Raw genomic sequence first — 20,636 nt, forward strand, 5'->3', positions numbered from 1 at the left:
CCAGCCCAACACGCTGTCGTTTGAGGAGCTTTTGGAAGCCCACCGATTGTAAAGGGGTCATCGGACTTGGATTTTCCGTCCACCTCCGGAAGCAGCTTGAGCAACGGCAGAGCCCCCCAAGCCTCCCCCGACTGGAAACCAGGGCTTGCACCAACAATCGGGACGGCGAGAGTTGTGGTGGAAAAGCTCGTTACCTGCTGAGAGCCGCCTGAAACCGTTTGATGACGCGCTCGAACATGTCACGGACACTTCTAGTGTCTCCTTGGCACCCAATACGTATCCGTTTCGAACACGCTTGAAGGTCATAGTGCCTTTCGAATTCCAAGGCACGCAAGAGCCCGACAAGTTTAGTGATACTGATCTGGCAAATCTCTTTGCGCCGTTAGTTCACGGGCACAAATAGCCGTATCGCCGGAGGCCAGTTCCGTCCGTCTATCACGCATCTCCATCCACGAGCGAATAGGTCGTGCTACGGCCGCCAGCAGGGTCTTTCACGAGTATCCCCTTGGCAACGAGGTCTTCGATGTCGCGTAGGGCAGTGTCCTGTGAGGACTTGGTCAGCTTGGCCCACTTTGATGAGTTGAGCTTGCCCTCGAAGCCCTCAAACAGACGCTCGATCCTGGTGCGCTGGCGGTCATTGAAGCTTTGATCGGCATGCTTCTTCCAGAAGCGGGCCTTCCTGAGAACCGATCCAAGAATGACGTCGGGGCGATCGAAGGCGCGATCAAGGCAATCGAGAAACCACTCTAGCCATTCCGTTATGTCGAGATCGCCCTTCTGCGTGGCTTCCAGGATAACGAGGCGCTGAGATATCCGTCATGGCCTCGACGACGCGCTATCGACGATTTTTGCGACGGTCCCGGTGGCCCAATTCAAGCGACGGGCCTTTAGCTTGGAAGGGTGTCGGCCGCGCAACAATTACAATGGCTATTCGGACATTTGTAGCCGACCTACACCATTGGACGCATGAGGTTTTCTCTCCTCGTCCGAACACCGCCCTCACTTTCGGCGTCGAAAACCGCGAACTTGTCGCTCCACCTCGCTCTTTGAGGAACCATTATCAAACCGCGCAACGGCGCGGCCGAGGCGATTTTCCTCGCGAAACTCGATTTTCTTATTTTTGTAGCCGCCCCACACGCGACGGCCCCCAAACGCCGCCCAGCCGCTACGTCCGGCTAGCCTTCCACTCCCCGGATCAGCAAATTCGTAGACAGCCTCGATCACGATCGGCACGATCTCTTCGATTTGAGGTGCATGGTGACGAGCGCGTTTATCTGCCTTTTGCTGAAACTCGCTACGTTTCGCTTTCGTGTCCAATTGCTGCATAGGACCAACTCTCCCCTTCGATTAAATCATTTCAAAAGCGACTATTGGCGCTGTCCGCCGCTTGTCTGCTCTAGAATTTCATACAGGAATGTGATCACACGCTCGGCGACTTCCACCACGTCAACGCTCGTGCTGTCAACTTCAATGCGAGCTGCGCCCATTTCGAAAACCCCGTCCTGAAAAACGGCTTCTTCAAAAACAGCTCCGTAAATCGCCATCTGTTTGGAGTTTGTGACAATCCGCGATTTTCTGCCAGTTAACTGACCATGCTTAATTGCGAACACGGCATCGCGAACGATGCGATAATCCTCATTTTGCGCTGCAAGAACGTCCCGAAACTCATCGTCTTTATCCGGTACGGACACGCCAGCGGCCACCAAGGCTGCATGAAGAATTCCGACAAATGCATCGAGCGTAAGCAAGATGTTCACGGCCGAGGCCAGCCGACCGGGTTTCTCCCTGAGCAAATCAATATTTCGGCCGACAACCACGCTCAGGAAATATTCAGGCTTCACAATTACTCCTTGCCGTTTCGGCGCTCATGAACCCGGCGCAACGACCAACTCCGCGATGTCCCGCAGCGACCCCATATCAAGCTTGAATGCTTGCATGGGAGCGGGAGTGGACCGCGTGATGACAACTCGGAATTCCCACTGATATGCAAACCGAAAGTGCTTCGCGCATTTGCTTCATCTTGAACGGCAGCGAATTCGACCGGGTCATCTGAAACTGAAAGCGGGTCGTAGTAGTACGCCGGTATGAGACGCACGCGTTCCACGCCTGACACCTGTGCCGCCACTGCTTTCGCAAATCTCTCGATGAAGCTGTCGAGGTCATTTATTGCCACACAAGCGTCGCTCTGGAAATCCATAAACAAGCGATAGTCGTAAACGGAAGCGCAGCACCAACAATAATAATCGCTAGTAGAAAACTCTAGCTTTCGCCCGTCACGATACCAACTCATCGTCAGTTCATTGTCCTGACGTGCTAAGCCCTCGGCGCCTGCGAAATATGAGGCAGGCCGGACAAGCAGTTCGCCTCTTTCATACAGGGCGCGCATGTGCTCGGCCTTTCCAAATTTGAAGAGCATCTTTGGCGCATTAAAATAGCTTTCGCGAGAATACTGGGAAGCATCCACCCAATCCGCCCTACGACACCAGCTTTCGTCGGCTAAGCGCCTGATTTTTTCCGGCGGGTTAGCTGATTTCTCACCGTCAAGTAATCCGCGAATGAGAAATTCCTCGGCCAATTCAGTATAGAGAGACAGGAAATCAATATTGCGGGTCGGCGAATGCATTCCATCCCGCCTTGGCTTTATCAAGGTGTATTTCCCGTCATCACCGAGCGTGATAACGTTTGCTATTACATCATGCAGTCGTTGCTCCAATTCCTCTCGGCTGAGAGCCTGCATGTATCGATTGGCACGATAATGAAATCTCTTAATCTCCAGAATAGCAACCAAACTGATTGGTCGAGGGAAACGTAGAACGTGCTCGTGCCGTCCGACGCTTGCCTTCTTTGGAGTTGCGAACGCATCCAGCATCGTCGCAAGTACTCCACGCAGTTTGAGCGCCTCCTCCACCGGCATCATTACATCGGCCCACCCCGCCGTCGCGGTCGCGCATTGAACTATTACCTCACTGCCGTGAAGGACCATGCCGTGGGCTTTGGTGAGTTGAGCCAATAGCGGCATGTAATCGTACGTTACGAAACATTCGTTCGGGTCCAACGTGATCGAATAAGGAAGTCGCGAAAGCCATTCAAAGAGCTTCAGCGCATCCAAGACAGGCATCTTCAGATCGGCGCGCTGTACGGCATTCGTGGCGCACTGGATCACAAGGTCTTCGGCGTCCAAAATTGCGCCGTGGACCTTCGTCAGTTGAGCCAGTCGAGGCATCAATTCAAGGGTCATGAAGTGTCCTGACAAGGCAAAGACGACCGGACGCGCAGACTACCAGTTGCCTCGCTTCTGGCGTTCAGCGAAGCTCATAGTCGCTAACTGGGGGAAACGATTATGCACAACTTTGCAAGCTACATGGCAGAGAGCCAGCTCCTGACGCTGGCAACGCTTATTCTGATGGTCGTGCCCTTTTCTACCAACCTTGGTACTTTGCCGTTGCTATCTCGATTGGAGTGCTGGTCGCATCTTGGATCGTACGTGCCGCATTCATGTCCTTCGCGGCGAGAGGGACCGATCGCGGTACGGGTCCTGCCAGCTAGGCCCCTTCGTCCAGCAGTGAGTGGATAAGCTCGAACAGCCCGCACGCCAACCACGCCAAGAGCAGCGCCAGCGAAAGACAAAACCGTCCGTTTGCGCAGATGGACGTCAGCGAGGGTGAGTGCACCACCACGGTCTTAACTGCTCGTGGCTATGAGCCTGACATGGAAAGCAATCCGATGATCTGGCTTCATGTTGAAGTTGACCCGGTGATTTTCCTGCTGCTGCTTTCGGCAGTCAGGGTTCACCTTCGATAAGGTATACGGGGCCGGGAGACCGGCTCCGTTTCTTTTGACTTGCATTCGGCGAATGTGATTACGCGACCTCTTGAGCCTTCAAGGCCTCGCGCACCGCCACTCCGAGCGGGGTCGGAATGTATCGGATGCCCTTGTAGCTTCCTTCAAAAAAGTACTCGCGCCGTCGCACAACCAGCGCGTCAATGGGCGAGGCGAGATGTGGGAAGAGGGGTTTGAGCCTGCGCGAAAGGGCGATGGTCTCTGGCCGAATGCTGTACCGCGCGTCGCCGTGAGACATGCTGCATGAGTCGTCTCCGTACAGCAGGCCAAGTCGGATGTGCTTAGGCACGGTTTGAACGATCTTTACCAGCCGCTCAATCAACTGCGGATCGAAGTCGCCTGCCGCCGCCGGGGGCGCTTCAGGCTTCAGTCCGCCGGTAAAATGATGGATCGACGCGTTTGGAGCGGCGCTCTCGACAGCAATGCAGATCGAACTCGCTAAGGCGGGATCGTCAAAATGTACCGTTACCAGTTCCATGATGGCCCTCCAGTTCTTGGTAGGCCAACTGAATATCAAACGATGAATGCCTTCAAGCGATTTTTGGATCAATTTTGGCACTTCAGGGGGCGAGAAACGGCATCCTGTCTCGGCCAGCCAAGGTGCGGCGCGCGCCCCTATATTGATTTCTCGTTCCGACGCCCAATCTGCTCCAGTCATCCAGCCCCCGATCTGTTGCTCCACTTCCAGTTAATCCCTAAAGGGATTTAACTGGAGCGGAGCAGATCAGGTGCGCCAGTCGCTCCGGTTCTGCTCCGGTCAACTGGAGCAGCCAGCGCCCCTAGTCGTCGTCGGCCACCTCAATGAACTTCTTCGGCTTGCGGCGCTCATCAGGCCGCTCGACCTCGACCAAGGCGCCCGTCTCGCGCCATGTCTTGAGCAGCGCCACGACTTTAGCCCGGTCCTGCTTGTCGGTAAGGCTGAGACCCAGCGTTTTCGCGACTGCGATGCCAACCCAGCCGTCCGCCCGTTGGTCGGCCCGCCACTGGCCCTGCTTGATCGCCAGCGCGCACCGCTCAAAATCCGACGCCGTAACCCCGGCCAGCAGGTCAGGCCACTCCCAGCGCGTCGCAACGCCGATATCGTCGCCCTTCAGATGATCGAACGGATTGCCGCTGACCCGGCTCAACGGGTTGTTGTCGAGATCGACCGAAACCAGCTCAAACCAATCCCGCTTGTCGGCTGGCTCGGTTAGGTTGGCCTTGTCGGCATAGGCTGAGAAATACAATCCATGATGATCGACGCCTGCGTTCTTAGCTTCAGCTTCGGTCATGCTATTGAGCACGCGGGCGGAGCGGCAACCGTCCGTCAGCGCGACGCCGCCGCGCGCGCTCTGCACCGTAACCTCCTGCTCGCCCTTCCGAACGTGGTGGACCAACTCAACGGCGCAATTGCCCTTGTCGGCGACTTTGTCCCATTCCTTCACCACCATGTCGATGGCGTTATTGTCGTTCTCCGGAACCTTATGCGACGAAATGAACGGATCGACGATCACCACGTCGATGCCGCGCTCTTCGATCTCTGCAATCAGCGCGTCCACGACTGGCGTGCAGATCACGGTGTCGCGGCCTTCCGTTTTGGCGATGACGAGGGGGCGTTCGCGGCCGTGATCGACAAACAGCCGATCACCAAGATGATGTTCAGAGAGTTCAAACTGCTTAGCGGTGGTTTGTATGCGGCGCGTCGTTTCCATGGCAGGGTCTTCGAGGTTGAAGTGCCAGACGCGAAGCTGCTCTGAAGCCGTGCCGAGTAACGCCTGGCCTGAGACCATCGAGAGCATTTCGGTAATGATGAGCGACGATTTGCCGAGAGCGCCCGGCGCAACCGTGGCGCTGACATATTCACTTCGCCGCGCGACGAACCAACCATGACCGGGGTTTCGATGGATGATGCCTTGCGAGTGCATCAATTCAAGCCCCTCCTGGCGACCGCACATGTCGCACGTCGCGTCCTCCTTCAGATCGGTCGCAGCCGCAAAGGATTCCTGCACTGTCCCACCGCGACACGCGCCAAGATGGCCGGGATCCGATTCACCCTCTGCCGCCAGAATTAAGACCTTCTTGGCAAGGCATGCCTTCATCGGAGGGGTCCGCCTCGGTTCGGGCACCATCCAGACGCATCGTCCAGAACACTTCGCAGCTCAGTACACACTTTAGTAGGCCCTATGATGCTACTCCACGAAATAGAATCTGTTGGTGCCAGTTCCGACTCACCCAGCCAGTGTTTCGGAAAAATGCAATCCGGCGATCCTTGGCGCGTGCCTCGGGTGAGTGTGGCAGTCGGATTGGCCATTTTGGCTCACTCAAGTCTCCAAGCGCGTCAGCTTGTCGACAGCTGATCCTAATAGAGGGAGAACAGAGAGCGGATCTGCTCAGGATTGCGAACCGACCCAAAGGGAGGGGATATGGACCCATTTAACAGCATCAACCCATTCGACCGGGCTGCTTACAACGACGCGGTGACACAACCGCAACAGCAGCAAGCGGAGTTTGAGCCGTACTTGGATGAAGTCCCGCAGCTTGATACCACTGCCGTCGCAGGGGTTCCTGTTTCTCCAGATCGCTACTATCCTCATCTGCCTGACGAAGACCGTAGACTTACCGAGGCGTTGGAACTTGGGGCCAGCGGTCCTCATCCCGAAGACGCAGTCACCAGAGGCGTCGGGCACGTCGCTGCGCAGCACAACGCGCGGGAGGCTTCGAGTTGGCCGAGCGAGCTGACTGCGGAAGGTCACGATCAGGATTCGCTGCGAGGGATGATCGGCGAATCCGTCCTAGCATCGTCTCTCAAGCCAACCGCGCACGATCACCAAGCACCGGATCTCGGAGAAGCCGTTCGTCACTTCAACTGGAGCGACGGCTACCAGCCGGCTCCGAACGAGCTGACCGGGAGCGCCCCCCTTTCAAGTCACGCGCCCCTCATGGGTGAGGATTACAGCGGGCAGTTGAGGCCTGCGAAGAGGCAGAGGACGCTAAGCCATGCGGAACTGGATGCCATTGAGCGCCAGCTGAGCGAGCCGGGCAATTCAATGGCTCGTGTGCTGATGGAAAACGCCGGCGCACCGTCGCCTTTCGGGCCAGCGGTCGGTTCACCATTGGTCCTTCCTGAGGAAGGTTACGATCAGGATCAGCTGTGGGCGATGGTGCAAGACGCCGGCCCATCATCGTCTCTCGAGCCAACCGCGCGCCATGAGCAGACCCTGAATTTAGGAGCGGTTGTCCATCCCTTCAACTTCAGGCAGGGCAACCAGCACGCGTCGGCTGCGCTTGACGGTAGCGGCATCCCGCCGAGTCAGGACAGCCGACCAAACAGCTTTATCGTTCACAATGACCGCTACACGGCGCTATTCGTGCCCGCGGCGGCGATGAGGCCAAGCACCCCACTCAATGCGCCAGGCCCTGCCATTCCTCTCGGATCTCGACAGGAATACGTTCCGCAGCCCAGCGCACAGCCAGCGAATCGAGTCTCACCAGCGCTGCTTGGACGTTCGATGCAGCAAGCCGCCCCGGCGTCCTCCAGGGCTGACAGGACATCCCCGGCGGCCCGCGAAATTTATGCTGCATCATTCGCTGTTCCCGAGAATTTTTCGCACGGCACCCAACCCGCCTCGGACACGATGCGTTCGAAGCTCGGCCGCTGGGGCCTCTTGCCGGACGCGGCGCAGCCGGAAAAGCAATACAACATTCGCGGCGAGCTCTACACCGCCCTCCTGGGGCCGGGGGGGCCCAATGACGTTCGGCTCATCCATCACCCACGAGAGTAGACGCCGCGCACACTCCCGACGCTAGCAGCCCGTCCACATAGGTCCGGTATTGGGCTTGTTAATGGACCATAGCTTGCTCCAGCGACGATTGCGTGCTTGGCTCGGGACCGGCTGTGCGGGAGAGCGCTACTCGGCCCGATTAACTTGCGCCATCATCGCTGTGCGGCTCCTCGGCGAGCCGCATAGCCATCGCCCTTTGATCTTTGCCGAGAGCCGGGACCAAGCTGCGAAGAACACCTACGGTGTTATTGCCGTTGCGTTTTACAGCATTGCCATTAATCAGGGCCTCCTCAAGTCCCGAGACAGGGGAAATCCTCGGAGTAAAGAGGCTGCTTCCGGCGCCCTGTTGAACACGCGTGACTGCTTTTCGTCCTCGAGCCGGGCCTCGAGATGGAGGCCATCAGCGCGGATGTAGACGTAGCGTTTCGCCGACGCGCTTCTGGCACGCGGTGTGCTCGTCGAGCTAGCCATCCCTAGGCGACCGATCGCCGAGGCCGACAATCCGGCAGCATCCTTGCCGAGCAGCGCAGCCAGCGCTTCCGAGGCGTCGCCAGTCGAGATCCCCTTCAGGTAAAGGATAGGCAGCAGCGTCTCGATCAACTTCGAACGGCGTATGTAGGGTGGAAGGATCATCGACGGTGAGAACCGGATGCGGTCGGGAATCGGAGGCGACCCCCTGGCGATCGCGCACGCGCGGCTGGCGGATAGCGACCGGACCGATACTGGTCGTCACCTCCCCCTCTGGCAGGTGACCGTGCCGGGCGATGCGCTGGTGGCCGGCCGCGGTCCTTCAAATCGGGATGCTTGCCGAGATAGTCCGCGACCTCGGCTTCGATCGCCTGAGCGAGATGGACGTGCCCAGTTGCGCAAGACTTTTGTGAGTTGATCGGCGACGGTTCCTGGCGGAATCAACTTGATAATGTTGTCTTTGGATAGGGCATATCGGTCCTTCGGTGAAGAAGTGGAGGCGTCAAGCACCCACGATATGCCGCCTTTTCGATTCCCGCCGTCACCAACTTTCGGCGATCTCGACCGAAACTGCTACCTCCATCTAAGTCATATCGTTCATCATGTGTGAACGCCTTCACGTCGCACTTGATCCGAGACAAGTCGTAGACCAAAGCTCGTTTACGCAAGCCGGCGAGGCGTTTCGGACTTCCTGCCGGCCTAAATTGACGATCGCAGCACCAAATCTATGCCTTAGCTGATCCAAGCCTTCACGGCCGATCCGGCCACCCGGCCGGGGTCATAGGCCCGTCTGGCCTCGGGCGAGGGCTCAATTTCACGAGGCGTTTGCTTGTCCCCGTCTGCGGCGGTGAGGATAGATGAACGCCGCATCGAAAGATGCCTCGGCCAGTGGCACAGGGCGTGCAGTGCGTTTGTTGCGTGGGAAATTTCAGTGTCCCGGCTCAGGCATAAAGGGCGCGGCGTATTTTCGTGACACGAGTGTCGTCTTTCCTTGGGACACCCGACGCGATTTCGTAACAGGTCAATGTAGGAGGAACTGTTGATCCACGAATTACCTCCGCAACAGTCCAGGTTCCTCGTTCGAAGGGGGACCACCGGCTGGATGGTTTATGATCGAGAACGCAAGGGGCCGGCGCTGTTAAAGGACCACAGCTTGGCCGAGAAGCTGTCCAAGGAACGGGCCGAACAAATAAGGCAGGCACTGGTCGATGGTTCGATTAACTGCTGGCCGTGATCCCTTGAGGTGAGCCTTATTTAGGAAAATGAAAGTCTATCCTGCGTTCAGCTCCGCTCTGGGGTCTCCACGCGGAGAACATAGCCATTCGTTCATGCCCCCCAGCCGGGCCTGGTGAGTTTGGCGATGATCTTGAGAAAATCGGCCTGCGAACAGCTGGGGCGTCGGACAAACCCACAGGCTTGTCCTTGCTTTCTGGCAGCATCAGCCGTTTTGCAAAGGCCTGTCCGTCACCCGCTAAGCACCAGACCGAGATGCTGGACCATGGAGTCCAGCCGCGCCGTGCGTCGCGCGGATGACGCCAATATCCCGTCGGCGAAACGCTCAGTGAAGATCTGGCGTCCGCACGACGGCGTCGCAGCGGAAGCGTTCGATGATCACCACGAGCTCTACGAACGCGGCGCCAGCGACAGATCGGTCACGCGTCGGCGTTTTTGGATACGCCGTGGAATCGTCCCGCACCTGCCACTCAACTTTCATCCAGCAGCGCTTACAGTCTCGGGTTGATGCAGCGAGGCCGACCTTTGGACCATCCGGGCTGGATGCGCCGACGTGGTTTTGCAGCAAAATCGGCGATCTGCTGCCGATGGCGCCATGGGGCCGTTCTTCGTTGTAGTCTCCACTTTTTCTTGGGCGTCCGCAAGGCTGAGGAACCGGTGCGTGTTGAGGCATTCGACCCGGAAGGCGCAGTCTTCGATGAACGCGTTGTCGGTTGGCTTACCGGGCTGGAGAAGTCCAGCGTGACACCGCGTTGGTAGGTCCAGAGGTCCAGATCGCGCGACACGAACTCGCTGCCTTCATCGACGCGGATCGTTGCCGGGAACCCCAATTCCTTGCAGGCGCTTTCCAGGATCGCCACGACGTCGCTGCCGCGGAAGGTGAACCGTGGCGCCAGTCCTGCAGCATCTCCTCGTGGAGCGACAGCCGAGATCCTCATCGGTAGCAGCCGCTACCGAAAGGGATGCACAGATTGAAAAAAAATCGAGGTTGTGACCGAGACGCGATTAAACGACCCCACCAATTTATGCAGGAGATTGCACGGCTCAGGTTAGTTAGCTTGCAGGGTGCTAGCGACTTTGGGGAGATATGTCAGTGTTGATCGTTGAAACTATTTTGAAGCCAGACCAGTTTGGCGGTATTGGACTTTTCTCCGCTACTCTTTTGCCTAAAGGTGCATTGATTTGGATTCATAACCCAATCGTTGACATTGCCGTGACACCTGAACAGTACGCAACTTTACCTCGAACATTTCAAGCTTTACTTGATAAGCACGCCTATCCAAGAGACCTCGACGTTGATGATGGTGTTTTAGAGTACAATGCTGACAACGCTCGTTTCATGAATCACAGCAATCAACCAAACACATACCAAGACGATCATTGCCGAATTTTCACAGCCCGAGACGTACAACCGGGTGAAGAACTAACTTGCGATTACTTGTCTTTCGATCCAAGGTGCGACTTATCGTGGGTTAAAGTGCTATCGCCGAATGTTGGTGCCGGAGCGGGCTAGGCGACAGTGGATTGAGTCGGGTCTGCGACTTCGATTCCCGTTGGCTAATTTAACGCGGGAGAGTTGCGTCAACTGGTTGTGGCCATCGACGCGACGCAGCTTTTCTCGGCGGCCTCGGCGAGCTTGAGGATCGTAGCGAGCCTTGTTCGAAAGACATCCCTTGAACGGTGCGCCGGAACGCGCTGGCCAACGCGCTTTCAATGAGGTTGGTAGTCCCCTCATGTGGAGTCCTCTAAATGTGTAGCGCCAGTCAAAGACTTCGTTACCGGCGCGCTTTTCCGCGAATGTCGGCAACGAGTCCTGGCAGTGACAACACTGGGCTGCTGTTATGTTCTCCTGTGATTTTCCGGGGTAATTGATGAGGCGCTTCATGAAGAAGTAGATCCTGGAAAGCGAACGCTTAGCCCGAATACTTCGATGACGCCATTGACGAGAGCGGCCCTGTTCGGGTGATCGACGTATTTCTCGATTCGCTCGGTTTGGCTGAGATGCGCTTCGAGGTTGCGGAGCCAGCGGGCAGCGTCGCGCCCCCACTTTGCTCCTCGAACTCTGCCAAGAGATGGACTTATTGGCAACGACGAGGCGCCGCCACCGATGGCAGCAAGTTCAATGCCGTGAACAGCCGGGACAGGAACTTCACGTGCACGAAGATGGAGCGACGGCGTGCTCAGTTGGAGGAGAGCGTCGCGCGCTGAGTCAATTCGACGCGACCAAGCGCCAGGAGCCGGTGGAGGCGCTGGCCGCGAAGGAGACAAGGCTTGCCCAGAAGCTGACAAAGCTGACAAGCTTGTTGGCTACGAGGAAGCGCCTGCTGCTTGGTGATCTTCGCGGTCAGGGCCAGACCTAAATCGTAGGCGGCAGTTCCGCTTATGGCAACAATTCTCGTGCCATCAGCAGATCTCTCAGCAACGATCTGCTGGCCCCACACGGGAATTCCTTTGCTGCTGCTCAAGGCGGAGAGTGGCGCCGGAACGGTTAGGCAGCGCCTTAAGCGACGAAGAAGTATCGAGCTCGAGCAATCCGGCAACGGAGGCCTCAGGTGATCTTCCTTGAGCTATTTCAGCTAGGGGACTGGCTTGAGGTACAACCTTGTTCACCTCACGGATCTCGGCGGCGGTAGCTGACCCTAAAATGCTCGATCCGCGTGGTCGGAATCATGGAATTGCTCCGGAAGCATTGCTGGAGCGGAGACACCACCGGGTGATGCAGCGGGAGAGGAAGTCACGGCCCTTATCGACGTGATACCAAGTAAACGACCTCAATGGCGCCTAACGACAAACGCGCAGCCCCGCTGGAATTCGGAGCCGCCGGCTCGCATCCTAACCCGACATAATCCGATCATCTGAACGATGCTTGGCAGCCTTGCCGCCGCCTCACGGGAGCACCCGATCACGCCTAAGCCTGATCAACGAAAGGTGTGATCTCTCGCTTGCGCAGAGCAAGCACCGCCCCCCGACCGGCCTTTCGAACCGGTTCACTGCTCCGTGGTATCTCCGCCTACGCACCTCTTGATGAAACTCCTCCTGGACTCCCCAACGACCTTCTGATCGATCGCCTGCTTCAGGCAGTCGCGTCGATCCGCGTTGCATCGAATCGTGCTTGCACTCCGAGGTAAGTCATTTCGCTTTGTGGTTGGAATTTTCGTCGCGGTTCGGCGCCCTTAAGTTGTTTGACGAAGTCTTGCTGAAACACAGTGCCGCTAAACTTCCTGTTAGGTAATTAGCCCTGTTCTTTTTTATCGCACAGACAATCAAGTCAACCAAACGGCCATTGAGCTTTGGAATTGGCGCAGTCTGTGAACGGGCTCATATCGAAGAGCCATCTGACGGGCTACGATCACCTCGAAAATCCGCGGTGGAATATCTGTCAATTCAAAGTCAATCGATGGGGGTGATCATGCCCATCATACTGGACTTGCTCTATCGCGAATATTGCCGCGCCCGTCTCGCTGAAATGCGCAAGCAGCTTCTGATCGCAGCTGAACGCTTTGAAGCACTCGAAGCGGACTACCTTATTTCGGATCAGAGTGACGACGAGAGGGCGGCGGCATACCGCAAGACCGGTCGCGGCGCGCCGCATTGAAGCAGCCAAGACCGGCAATCTCTCCCGCGTGGTAGTGGCCAAGCAATTCAACAGTCTGGGAGACAGCGATGAACACACCCGAATGCTATACCTTCACGGTGACCTGCGTCTCGTGCCTGACCATCATAGGAATGATGGTCGTTGGGGTGTGGTGAGCATGACTGTCTGCTGAAGCGGTAGCTTTAGCGAGTGCGAAACGAAGTTGGTCGGCACGCTTCGCTTTGCCCACCCGACGAGATCAGCGGCTGGAAAAACGCCGCTCGCGGGCCTTGTAGAGATGGTCGCTGATCAGTTGCCGCAGCTTGGCCCGGTCGTCGAATTCGAGCTGGACGGCGAATGGGACGATGCCGGTAGGGCACGCCATCGCTGCGATGCAGGCGCGCAAGATCATTTTCGTCGTCACCAGCGTGAGCTGCTCGCGCTGTGCCTCCGCTGCAAGCGCGGCGAGTTCCTCGCGCGAGAACATGTGATGATTGTCGAAGCGGCGCGTGCGCGCGACCTCGATGCCGCTGGCCTCCAATGTGCGGAGGAAGTGCTGGGGATCGCCGATTCCGGCGAAGGCGAAGACCCGCTCGCCGAGCAGCTGCGCGAGCGAGGCCGCATCCGGCTTCAGGCGCGCGCGCAGCTTGGGCTCGTTGCGTTTGGCGACCTCGGCGGCGACATCGTTGACGGCGAGTCTGGCTCTCGTCTTGCCAAATTCATAAAAAGGTCAGGCCGCGCCGACGTCCTCTCGAGAGGAAGCACTGCTTGAAGCCGGAAAACTCGCTTAGGGATTCCATCAACTCGCCACGCGGGAGTGTCGTCGGGACTGCCGTGCTCTACCCAATTTCGTTCGGAAATCTCGCGAATTTTCGTGCCACAAAAGCGCTCGCTGCCGACCCTCGAGACCCCGAGTCAGCCGTCATGACGTCATCGGGCACCGTATCCCAGAATGTGCGCAGCAGTTTCTGCTTGAGTGTGCCTTCGTCGTGCTCCGGCTTGAAGAACCAGCGCGGCATCTTCAGTCCAAGTCCTGGCGTTAGGCCGAGGGGCACCGTACCCGACCAAAGACCTCGGCGAATCTTGCTCAATCTCGCAGTTACTCACCCAGCAAACGCTCGACCAACTCCCAATCCCTGCAAAGATGGCCTGCGAACTGATTCTGATATTGTCTGATCATACGCAGATTGTGCCGCTTGACGTCGGAGCCGCAGATGTGCTGTTCACCAACGCACTTGATGACGATGGCCTGCGGCTCGATCTTTGCCCCTCGGTTCACTTTCGCACGTAACGAGGAGGTAGAAAGCCGCAATGTTGTGAGACCGCGCGCCGCAGCGTAATCGAGGGGCTCGTAATAGCATAAGACGAAATATCTGTAATCCTTGAGATCGCGACTGTAGTCTGCCCCGAAGTAGCGCAAGTGAAGTGCCGTTCCAAAGCGATAGAAAACAGCAAGCCCGGTTATCTCGTTGTTGCACTCGGAAATTGCTGCGGCACCGAACTTCGACACACCCGCCTTTCTCTGCCCGGCGAGTATCCTTTCCATCCAGTCGCGACCCTGGGTGCTTCCGTGTCGAGACCTGTTTTGGGTTATGAGATCAGCGACTATGGAGTCATCGAGTTCTTCGGCTGAGGCCCATCCGATCTTCCCCCCGGCTCGCCGGAACGCCGCGACTTCAGACTTGCTTTGATTACGATCATGCGCGCACGAGGCCGCCATCATCCCGGCCACCCCTGTATCCGGCACTTCTAGATACGCTTCGGCAGAATGCAAAACGACCGTACCCCCAATGTGCTCCGCGAATTCCACCGCCGCCGGGTAGGGCATGTACGGCACTACAACGCCGGCATATCCCCGCTCCTGAGCATAGTTTAGAGCGCTGCGTCCCAACTCGCCTAAAGCCTCATACCTTCGCCTGCCCTGAATGCAGGGTATCTCGTTGTGGGTGTTGCGCCGACCACCCAGCCAGAGAAAACTTTGTTGCCAACGGCCGGGAACTCCAGCCATGCAATCTGGCAGGAAGAACAAACCAGGTGATTGGTCTCCCTCCCAAAGCGTGCACGCAGCCACGACTCCGGCCGCCCCGCGGACCGCAAGCACGTCCGTTGCGCCGAGCGAATGTTCGAGCGCTCGCAGCCACCGGTAGCTGTTATAGAAATTGTTATCACCGACGAGGGCATCCCATTCATGCTCGTCAAAGCCGCATAGACCTTCCGCGACCGCTGAGGAGAACGGGACTAACAACTTGCTCCTGAATGGTACAAACGTCATGGGTGTCGCCCCGCATGGCGTGGGACACGGACGCCTTCAATGATGATCGCGTGCGGGCTTTGGAGATATGCATGTAGCTCCGTGGGAAGCTGATCTATACGGGCGCATGTGGGCACAAACAGTTCTCTCCATTTCAATGATCGGAACCCGGCTTGTGCTAATGAACTCTCCAAAGAGGGAGCGGGCCAATGCCATGCAAATACGCCGCCTTGTTCTCCATTTTTGCAGAACTCGACCTTAATACGCCCACCTTCTAAATATGGGTTCTCAGGATCGTCTACGACGAGCCTGAAGCCACAGGGTTCGTACCAGTTTGGATGTGGATTGTAAGCTGGATGAGTGGACAACGATATCAAGCGCCCGCCAGGACGCAACAGTTCGGCCATTTCGGCGCACATGCTGTCCAGCTCACTTTTGGTGGCGGCATAGGGCAGCACATAGGATGCAAGTACCAAGTCGAATTGGGCTGCCATGTTGGCATGGAGATGAGTGACGAAGGAGAGATTGATCCCCTCTTTTTCTGCGCGACGCCGCGCGTAGTTTAGCATGCCTGGCGCCGGATCATATCCTACAACAGAGGCTGCTCCGCGTTGCTTAAGTATTCGCGAATATGCCCCCGCGCCGCACCCAAAATCGAGGATGGAGAAGCCATCAACGTCACCCATCACCTCTAGTACGCTCGGCACTTCGATGTATTTTTGAAGGGGCCATTCAGTCATATTCTCGTGCAGACTTGCAAATTCATCGAATTGGGCCGCGCTGTCGGACACGGACGCGCCTCTCGAGGCGCCGTCCCCGTGTTGGCACGAACCCAGTGTTTTTTCTTCGGGTGACGGGCAAGAACCGCCGGACAACGCAACTTTGGCTGGGAACGGTGAGGATGCGAGACTCATGCTTCGATCCGTTCTGACCAGACCGAAACTGTCTTAGATCTGTCGAGATATTTTTCGTAGAGTTCTTCGAGCATTTTCTTGCCGACGACGGCGAGCTCAGCTTGATAGGCTTTGCGATCGGTCACCTCAATGCGCTCGATATAGTCCCACGGCCCGCCTGATATGCCGACGCCGGTTTCCGTGATGCGGTGCGTCGAATAGCTGACGATAGTCTTCAATTTACTGGCGACGACATAGTCGACCTCGCGTTCGAAGCGTTCATACTCCGCTGCGCTGACACCCGGCTTCAGTGCGGCAAATACAAATCGGACAACAGCCATTTTCGATCCTTCTCGTGTCGCGGCATATCAAAATCCAAGCGGCCAGCTCTGAGCCAAGAGAGTCGGCAACGATCGCCTCAGTGCATTCCAGGGCGCACTTGCGCTGGCCCCTTAGCTGATGGACATCGCTCGGCGAAAATGCTCACACCAAACGCGCAGAGCGCCTCGTGCCCTAAGGGAACACATCGGTGAGGGTGCTCCGAGAACATGAGCGATGGTGGGCACGCGTTCGATGATTGCCGATTGCCGTCCGTGATGCTCGGCGCACTCCTAAGCATCGCTACCACTCTCAGGGCGTGAATAAGGGCCAAGTGCTGTACAGCACGAACGACAAAGGCAATCGCGCCGCACCCGGCGGGCTTTCAATTCACGGCCTGTCGATGGCCTTGATGTGATTAGCCGAGCAAGGGCCATATGAACTCCGGGCTGCGCTATCTGCCAGACGGCCACATTGAAACGAGTTTGCGCAGGACCTCAGCAAAGTGCGTGCCACAAACGGCTTATGCCACTTGCGTAGCAGGCGGACAAAACAACCACTTCACGCCGTACGGCGGAATACTTGCGGTCTTGTCGAATTTCGCACATGCACGTCTTGATCCACACACGGCTGAATATGATCAGCCGGCGACTGCGCGGCAGCGCCCTCTTCGCGGGCTTCCACCACGCCGATAAAATAACAAGGCGAAATGGGTGGACCGAATGTATCACACGATGAATGTGAATTCCTCTCGGCTACTCACCACACCGGAGCGATGTTAGATCGGGCAACGAGGTCGATGGGGAATGTCAGTATCTGGCCGAGTGAGCGAACATTCTGGGCCCCGCGGCTCCATTTAGGCGCCGAGCCATCGTCAGCAGAAGTCCCCCGGAATGCTTGATCAGCGTGATGATATACGTCTCGCAGCGTGTCCGGGAACCGGCCCAAATAGCTTGTAAAGCCGTTCGGTACTGGCATGCAAATTGCCAGCTCCGTGGCTAGCCAAATGGGGGGATTCATTGACCTGCCAACCCCTCTAGCTTGCCGCCTGACTCGAAAGACGATGTGGTTCAACGCTAGTTGCGGAGCATATTGACCTGCATGTGCGGAATTGTCGGCATTGTGGGACGCCGTCCGGTCTCCGAGCAATTAATCGTTTCCCTGAAGCGGCTAGAATATTGTGGCTATGACTCTGCAGGCGTGGCAACGCTGGAAGGCGGTCATTTCTACCGACAGCGTGCCGAGGGCAAGCTCAAGGCGTTAGAGAACCGCCTGCGCGCCGCGCCGGTGTGGGGGCATACCGGCATCGGGCATACCCGCTGGACCAGCCACGGAAAGGCGAGCGCGAAGAACGCCCATCTGCATGCGACTGACAATGTGTCGGTCGTTCATAACGGCGTAATCGAAAATTATCCTGAGCTGCGCGCCGAGTTGGAACGAAAGGGTGCACAATTCGCCTCCGAGACGGACACAGAGGTAGTCGCTCACATAGTCGAATCCCATTTGATCAAGGGCTATTCGCCTAAGGACGCGGTGAAGGCTTCGCTGCCCAAACTGCGTGGTCCGTTCGCGCTGGTTTTTCTGTTCAAGGGCTACGACGATTTATTGATCGGGGCCTGCAATGGGTCGCCGCTTGCTATCGGCCATGGCGACGGAGAAATGTATCTGGCGTCGGATGAGATTGCACTTGCGCCTTTCACGGAGAGCATTACCCATTTGGAAGACGGCGACTGGGCCGTTCTGACCCGCAACTCCTTCACGATCTACGACATGCAAGGCGTCATTGCCCATCGCGAGGTGCTGAAATGCAGAGCCTCGCCGGCTCTCATCCGAAAGGCAAATTATCGTCCTTTCATGCTCAAGGAGATCCACAGGCAACCGAAAGTCGCCGGCCATACGCTGGCGCGCTATGTCGACGCGTCGGCCGATCGCGTCGCATTCCCTCAGACGCTGCCATTCGACTTCAATGACATTGGCCGAATATTGATCACCGGCTGCGGCACCGCACGCCATGCCGGCCACATCGGCAAATACTGGTTCGAGCGGCTGGCCCGCATCCCCGTCGAGGTCGATGTCGCTTCCGAATTACGCTACCGGGAACCACCCTTGCGCGAGCGCGATCTCGCCATCCTCATTTCGCAATCCGGCGAGACGGCTGATACGCTGGCTGCGCTGCGTTTTGCCAAATCTCAGGGACTGCGCACGCTCTCCGTAGTCAACGTGCCGAGCTCGACAATTGCGCGAGAGAGCGAGACCGTGCTGCAGACGCTGGCCGGCCCCGAAATGGGCGTCCCCTCGACCAAAGCCTTCTCGTGCCAGTTGATCGTGCTCGCGGCTCTTGCGATCGCCAACGGGAGAGCGCGTGGTGAATTGTCCCGGGCCACCGAGGCCACGCTCGTACAGGAGTTGCTCGAAGTTCCTCGCCTGATGACAGCTGCACTTGCAACCGAACCGCAAATCGAGAAGCTCGCGCGGGAGGTCGCCAAGTCGCGTGGCGTGCTATGTCTCGGTCGCGGCAGCTCCTTTCCGCTGGCGCTGGAAGGAGCGCTGAAGCTGAAAGAAATCGCCTATATCCACGCCGACGGCTATGCTGCGGGTGAGCTTAAACACGGTCCGCTTGCGTTGATAAGCGATGGTGTGCCTGTCGTGGTGATCGCCCCTTCCGACTCGCTGTTCCAAAAGACGGTCTCAAACATGCAGGAAGTTGCAGCAAGAGGTGGCAACATCATCCTAATAACCGATCCAAAGGGGGCCGAGGCGGCCTCTGTGAACTCGCTCGCGACCATCGTATTGCCTGACATGGGGGCAAGCTTTACTCCGATAGTTTATGACATTCCGATGCAGCTCTTGGCGTATCATACTGGGTTGCTGATGGGCACAGATGTTGACCAGCCACGCAATCTCGCTAGGTCTAAGTCGGTCATTGTCGAATAGGTTGCCTTGATTTTCGCCGATCCGACGCTCACCACCAGAATATCGGCGTACTTCGAGCGGGTTGGTGACATCGGTCAAGTTGCGTCGAGCGCGCCGCAGCTTGACTCTACCTTTGAACCTAAGCTGAACTGCAAGACGCCGGCCTTGGGCGATACCCCGCTCAGCACTTTACGTGACGCAATCAGCATCGCGCCAACCCTTCTTCGGGGCGTGACCATCCTGCATAACGACCAACGCTTCATGGCTCGGGGCGCGTCTTTCAAACGGCGCTCAAGATCTTCCGGTTTTCTTCCCAAATGCAGGAACTTGCCGGCGCCGCGGCTGTGGCGTGCTCATCTGGGCGGCGACGACCTCCCCGTCATTCATTGGCTGCACGATCGACCTGTTTGTAAGTGTGAGGAGCAGCCAGAGCGCAAGTTCAAGAAGACAGAATTGACGTGCCGACTGACGTCAATGAGATTGTCGATCACGTCAGCTGCGCCGGACCCTTTCGCTTCATTCTGCGTGTGCAGTGTTTTGCGAAAAGATCATGCTCAAACAATTACCTAAAGCGCGATGACGATTTCTTCCTAATCTCATCGCCCTTTCAGGCGGTGTTCCTAAATAACCATGCAGCGAGCGTTGTGGCCGCAAGGGCCCCAATCAGTTGCGCGATGATGAAGGGAACAACGCTACTCGGAGCGATACCGGCAAAGGTGTCGGACAGCGATCGTGCGATCGTCACCGCGGGATTGGCGAACGAAGTGGATGCGGTGAACCAGTAGGCGGACGTTACGTACAAGCCAACGGCGTAAGGAACCACAGCGGGAGTTCGGCTCGCGCAGCCGAAGATCGTGACGAGCAAACCGAACGTTGCGGCGGCTTCTGCGATCCACTGTCCTGCTCCGGTTCGTTGTGTGAACGAGACTTGCCAGAGCGGAATATCGAACATCAAATGTGCCGCAAAGACCCCCGCGAGCGACCCGGCAATCTGCGCGAGAATATAGGCCCACAGGGCTCGCCACGTCAGTTCGCCTCGCAAGGTCAAGGCCAGACTGAGCGCGGGATTGAAGTGCGCTCCCGACAGCGGCCCGAAGACCAGGATCAGGACCACCAGGATCGCACCAGTGGAGATGGTGTTGCAGAGAAGCGCGAGCGCGACGTTGCCGCCGGCGAGCCGCTGCGCCATGATACCGGACCCGACCACGGCAGCGAGAAGGAACGCCGTGCCGAGCCCCTCCGACACAATGCGTCGTCCCAAGGACGGCATCAGAATTGTCCGAGCGGCGCATTTCGTAGGACCGATCTCCTCAAGTCCGCTCTTTCGCGCCATTTCATCTCGCTGATCATCGGGTTGCATTGAGTGTTCCTGCACAAGGGACATT

At 57.5% G+C, this 20,636-nt stretch carries 17 protein-coding genes and 2 pseudogenes; 6 read left to right on the plus strand and 13 right to left on the minus strand.

Annotated features, from left to right (window positions below; all coding sequences use genetic code 11):
* Nucleotides 1–999: 999 nt before the first annotated feature.
* The 5 genes from I6F21_RS36125 to I6F21_RS36145 form a co-directional block, all read right to left on the minus strand.
* Complete coding sequence (locus I6F21_RS36125; protein WP_225130092.1) at nt 1,000–1,326, minus strand: hypothetical protein; 327 nt, start codon at nt 1,324–1,326, stop codon at nt 1,000–1,002.
* A gap of 41 nt (nt 1,327–1,367) precedes the next feature.
* Complete coding sequence (locus I6F21_RS36130; protein WP_225130094.1) at nt 1,368–1,841, minus strand: hypothetical protein; 474 nt, start codon at nt 1,839–1,841, stop codon at nt 1,368–1,370.
* A 2-nt stretch (nt 1,842–1,843) separates the two neighbouring features.
* A complete protein-coding gene (locus tag I6F21_RS36135; protein ID WP_225184235.1) occupies nt 1,844–3,238 on the minus strand; it encodes a hypothetical protein in 1,395 nt (464 codons plus the stop codon).
* A gap of 621 nt (nt 3,239–3,859) precedes the next feature.
* Nucleotides 3,860–4,522, minus strand: coding sequence for a hypothetical protein (locus I6F21_RS36140; protein ID WP_225130098.1), 663 nt, complete (start codon nt 4,520–4,522; stop codon nt 3,860–3,862).
* Between the two features lie 97 nt (nt 4,523–4,619).
* Complete coding sequence (locus I6F21_RS36145) at nt 4,620–5,918, minus strand: AAA family ATPase (protein WP_225184236.1); 1,299 nt, start codon at nt 5,916–5,918, stop codon at nt 4,620–4,622.
* Nucleotides 5,919–6,242: 324 nt separating this feature from the next.
* Here I6F21_RS36145 and I6F21_RS36150 point away from each other — a divergent pair, with 324 nt between their 5' ends.
* Nucleotides 6,243–7,601 (plus strand): hypothetical protein, encoded by a 1,359-nt coding sequence (locus I6F21_RS36150; protein ID WP_225184237.1) that lies wholly within the window; start codon nt 6,243–6,245, stop codon nt 7,599–7,601.
* A 360-nt stretch (nt 7,602–7,961) separates the two neighbouring features.
* Here the strand turns inward: I6F21_RS36150 and I6F21_RS36155 are convergent.
* Nucleotides 7,962–8,579 (minus strand): annotated as a pseudogene (locus I6F21_RS36155) (transposase); the annotation flags it as partial.
* 529 nt (nt 8,580–9,108) lie between these two features.
* Here I6F21_RS36155 and I6F21_RS36160 point away from each other — a divergent pair.
* Nucleotides 9,109–9,303, plus strand: a complete 195-nt coding sequence (locus tag I6F21_RS36160) for a hypothetical protein (RefSeq protein WP_225130102.1) — start codon at nt 9,109–9,111, stop codon at nt 9,301–9,303.
* Nucleotides 9,304–9,873: 570 nt separating this feature from the next.
* Here I6F21_RS36160 and I6F21_RS36165 read toward each other — a convergent pair.
* A pseudogene (locus I6F21_RS36165) lies at nt 9,874–10,198 on the minus strand (integrase core domain-containing protein); the annotation flags it as partial.
* A 191-nt stretch (nt 10,199–10,389) separates the two neighbouring features.
* Between I6F21_RS36165 and I6F21_RS36170 the strand changes: the two are divergent.
* Nucleotides 10,390–10,815: an SET domain-containing protein gene (locus I6F21_RS36170; RefSeq protein WP_225130104.1), complete on the plus strand. Its 426-nt coding sequence runs from the start codon at nt 10,390–10,392 to the stop codon at nt 10,813–10,815.
* A gap of 667 nt (nt 10,816–11,482) precedes the next feature.
* Here I6F21_RS36170 and I6F21_RS36175 read toward each other — a convergent pair.
* Nucleotides 11,483–11,767 (minus strand): hypothetical protein, encoded by a 285-nt coding sequence (locus tag I6F21_RS36175; protein ID WP_225184246.1) that lies wholly within the window; start codon nt 11,765–11,767, stop codon nt 11,483–11,485.
* 902 nt (nt 11,768–12,669) lie between these two features.
* On the opposite strand from I6F21_RS36175, the gene I6F21_RS36180 reads away from it, so the two are divergent.
* Nucleotides 12,670–12,897 (plus strand): hypothetical protein, encoded by a 228-nt coding sequence (locus I6F21_RS36180; RefSeq protein WP_225144553.1) that lies wholly within the window; start codon nt 12,670–12,672, stop codon nt 12,895–12,897.
* Between the two features lie 238 nt (nt 12,898–13,135).
* On the opposite strand, the gene I6F21_RS36185 is transcribed toward I6F21_RS36180, so the two are convergent.
* The 4 genes from I6F21_RS36185 to I6F21_RS36200 form a co-directional block, all read right to left on the minus strand.
* Nucleotides 13,136–13,522: a tetraacyldisaccharide 4'-kinase gene (locus I6F21_RS36185; RefSeq protein ID WP_225184244.1), complete on the minus strand. Its 387-nt coding sequence runs from the start codon at nt 13,520–13,522 to the stop codon at nt 13,136–13,138.
* 453 nt (nt 13,523–13,975) lie between these two features.
* Complete coding sequence (locus I6F21_RS36190; protein ID WP_225184238.1) at nt 13,976–15,148, minus strand: peptidogalycan biosysnthesis protein; 1,173 nt, start codon at nt 15,146–15,148, stop codon at nt 13,976–13,978.
* Entirely contained in the window at nt 15,145–15,918 is a 774-nt protein-coding gene (locus tag I6F21_RS36195; RefSeq protein WP_225130109.1) for a class I SAM-dependent methyltransferase, read from the minus strand. Before I6F21_RS36195 ends, I6F21_RS36190 begins: the two co-directional genes overlap by 4 nt.
* A gap of 119 nt (nt 15,919–16,037) precedes the next feature.
* Nucleotides 16,038–16,361, minus strand: coding sequence for a hypothetical protein (locus tag I6F21_RS36200; protein WP_225130111.1), 324 nt, complete (start codon nt 16,359–16,361; stop codon nt 16,038–16,040).
* Nucleotides 16,362–17,439: 1,078 nt separating this feature from the next.
* Here I6F21_RS36200 and glmS point away from each other — a divergent pair.
* Both glmS and I6F21_RS36210 read left to right on the plus strand, forming a co-directional pair.
* Nucleotides 17,440–19,272 carry a glutamine--fructose-6-phosphate transaminase (isomerizing) gene (gene glmS, locus I6F21_RS36205; RefSeq protein WP_225144550.1) on the plus strand — a complete coding sequence of 611 codons (1,833 nt, stop codon included), beginning with the start codon at nt 17,440–17,442 and terminating at the stop codon, nt 19,270–19,272.
* Nucleotides 19,273–19,278: 6 nt separating this feature from the next.
* Nucleotides 19,279–19,821, plus strand: a complete 543-nt coding sequence (locus I6F21_RS36210) for a hypothetical protein (RefSeq protein WP_225184239.1) — start codon at nt 19,279–19,281, stop codon at nt 19,819–19,821.
* 37 nt (nt 19,822–19,858) lie between these two features.
* Here the strand turns inward: I6F21_RS36210 and I6F21_RS36215 are convergent, their stop codons facing one another.
* Nucleotides 19,859–20,521 (minus strand): MIP/aquaporin family protein, encoded by a 663-nt coding sequence (locus tag I6F21_RS36215; RefSeq protein ID WP_225184245.1) that lies wholly within the window; start codon nt 20,519–20,521, stop codon nt 19,859–19,861.
* Nucleotides 20,522–20,636 lie beyond the last annotated feature (115 nt).

The sequence above is a fragment of the Bradyrhizobium sp. NBAIM03 genome (assembly GCF_020194055.1).
Classification (GTDB): domain Bacteria; phylum Pseudomonadota; class Alphaproteobacteria; order Rhizobiales; family Xanthobacteraceae; genus Bradyrhizobium; species Bradyrhizobium yuanmingense.

Coding starts and splice junctions, on each gene's coding strand:
- I6F21_RS36150 (WP_225184237.1), top strand. CDS start 6,243: ATGGACCCATTTAACAGCATCAACCCATTCGACCGGGCTGCTTACAAC.
- I6F21_RS36135 (WP_225184235.1), bottom strand. CDS start 3,238: ATGACCCTTGAATTGATGCCTCGACTGGCTCAACTGACGAAGGTCCAC.
- I6F21_RS36200 (WP_225130111.1), bottom strand. CDS start 16,361: ATGGCTGTTGTCCGATTTGTATTTGCCGCACTGAAGCCGGGTGTCAGC.
- I6F21_RS36190 (WP_225184238.1), bottom strand. CDS start 15,148: ATGACGTTTGTACCATTCAGGAGCAAGTTGTTAGTCCCGTTCTCCTCA.
- I6F21_RS36170 (WP_225130104.1), top strand. CDS start 10,390: ATGTCAGTGTTGATCGTTGAAACTATTTTGAAGCCAGACCAGTTTGGC.
- glmS (WP_225144550.1), top strand. CDS start 17,440: ATGTGCGGAATTGTCGGCATTGTGGGACGCCGTCCGGTCTCCGAGCAA.
- I6F21_RS36215 (WP_225184245.1), bottom strand. CDS start 20,521: ATGCCGTCCTTGGGACGACGCATTGTGTCGGAGGGGCTCGGCACGGCG.
- I6F21_RS36145 (WP_225184236.1), bottom strand. CDS start 5,918: ATGAAGGCATGCCTTGCCAAGAAGGTCTTAATTCTGGCGGCAGAGGGT.
- I6F21_RS36125 (WP_225130092.1), bottom strand. CDS start 1,326: ATGCAGCAATTGGACACGAAAGCGAAACGTAGCGAGTTTCAGCAAAAG.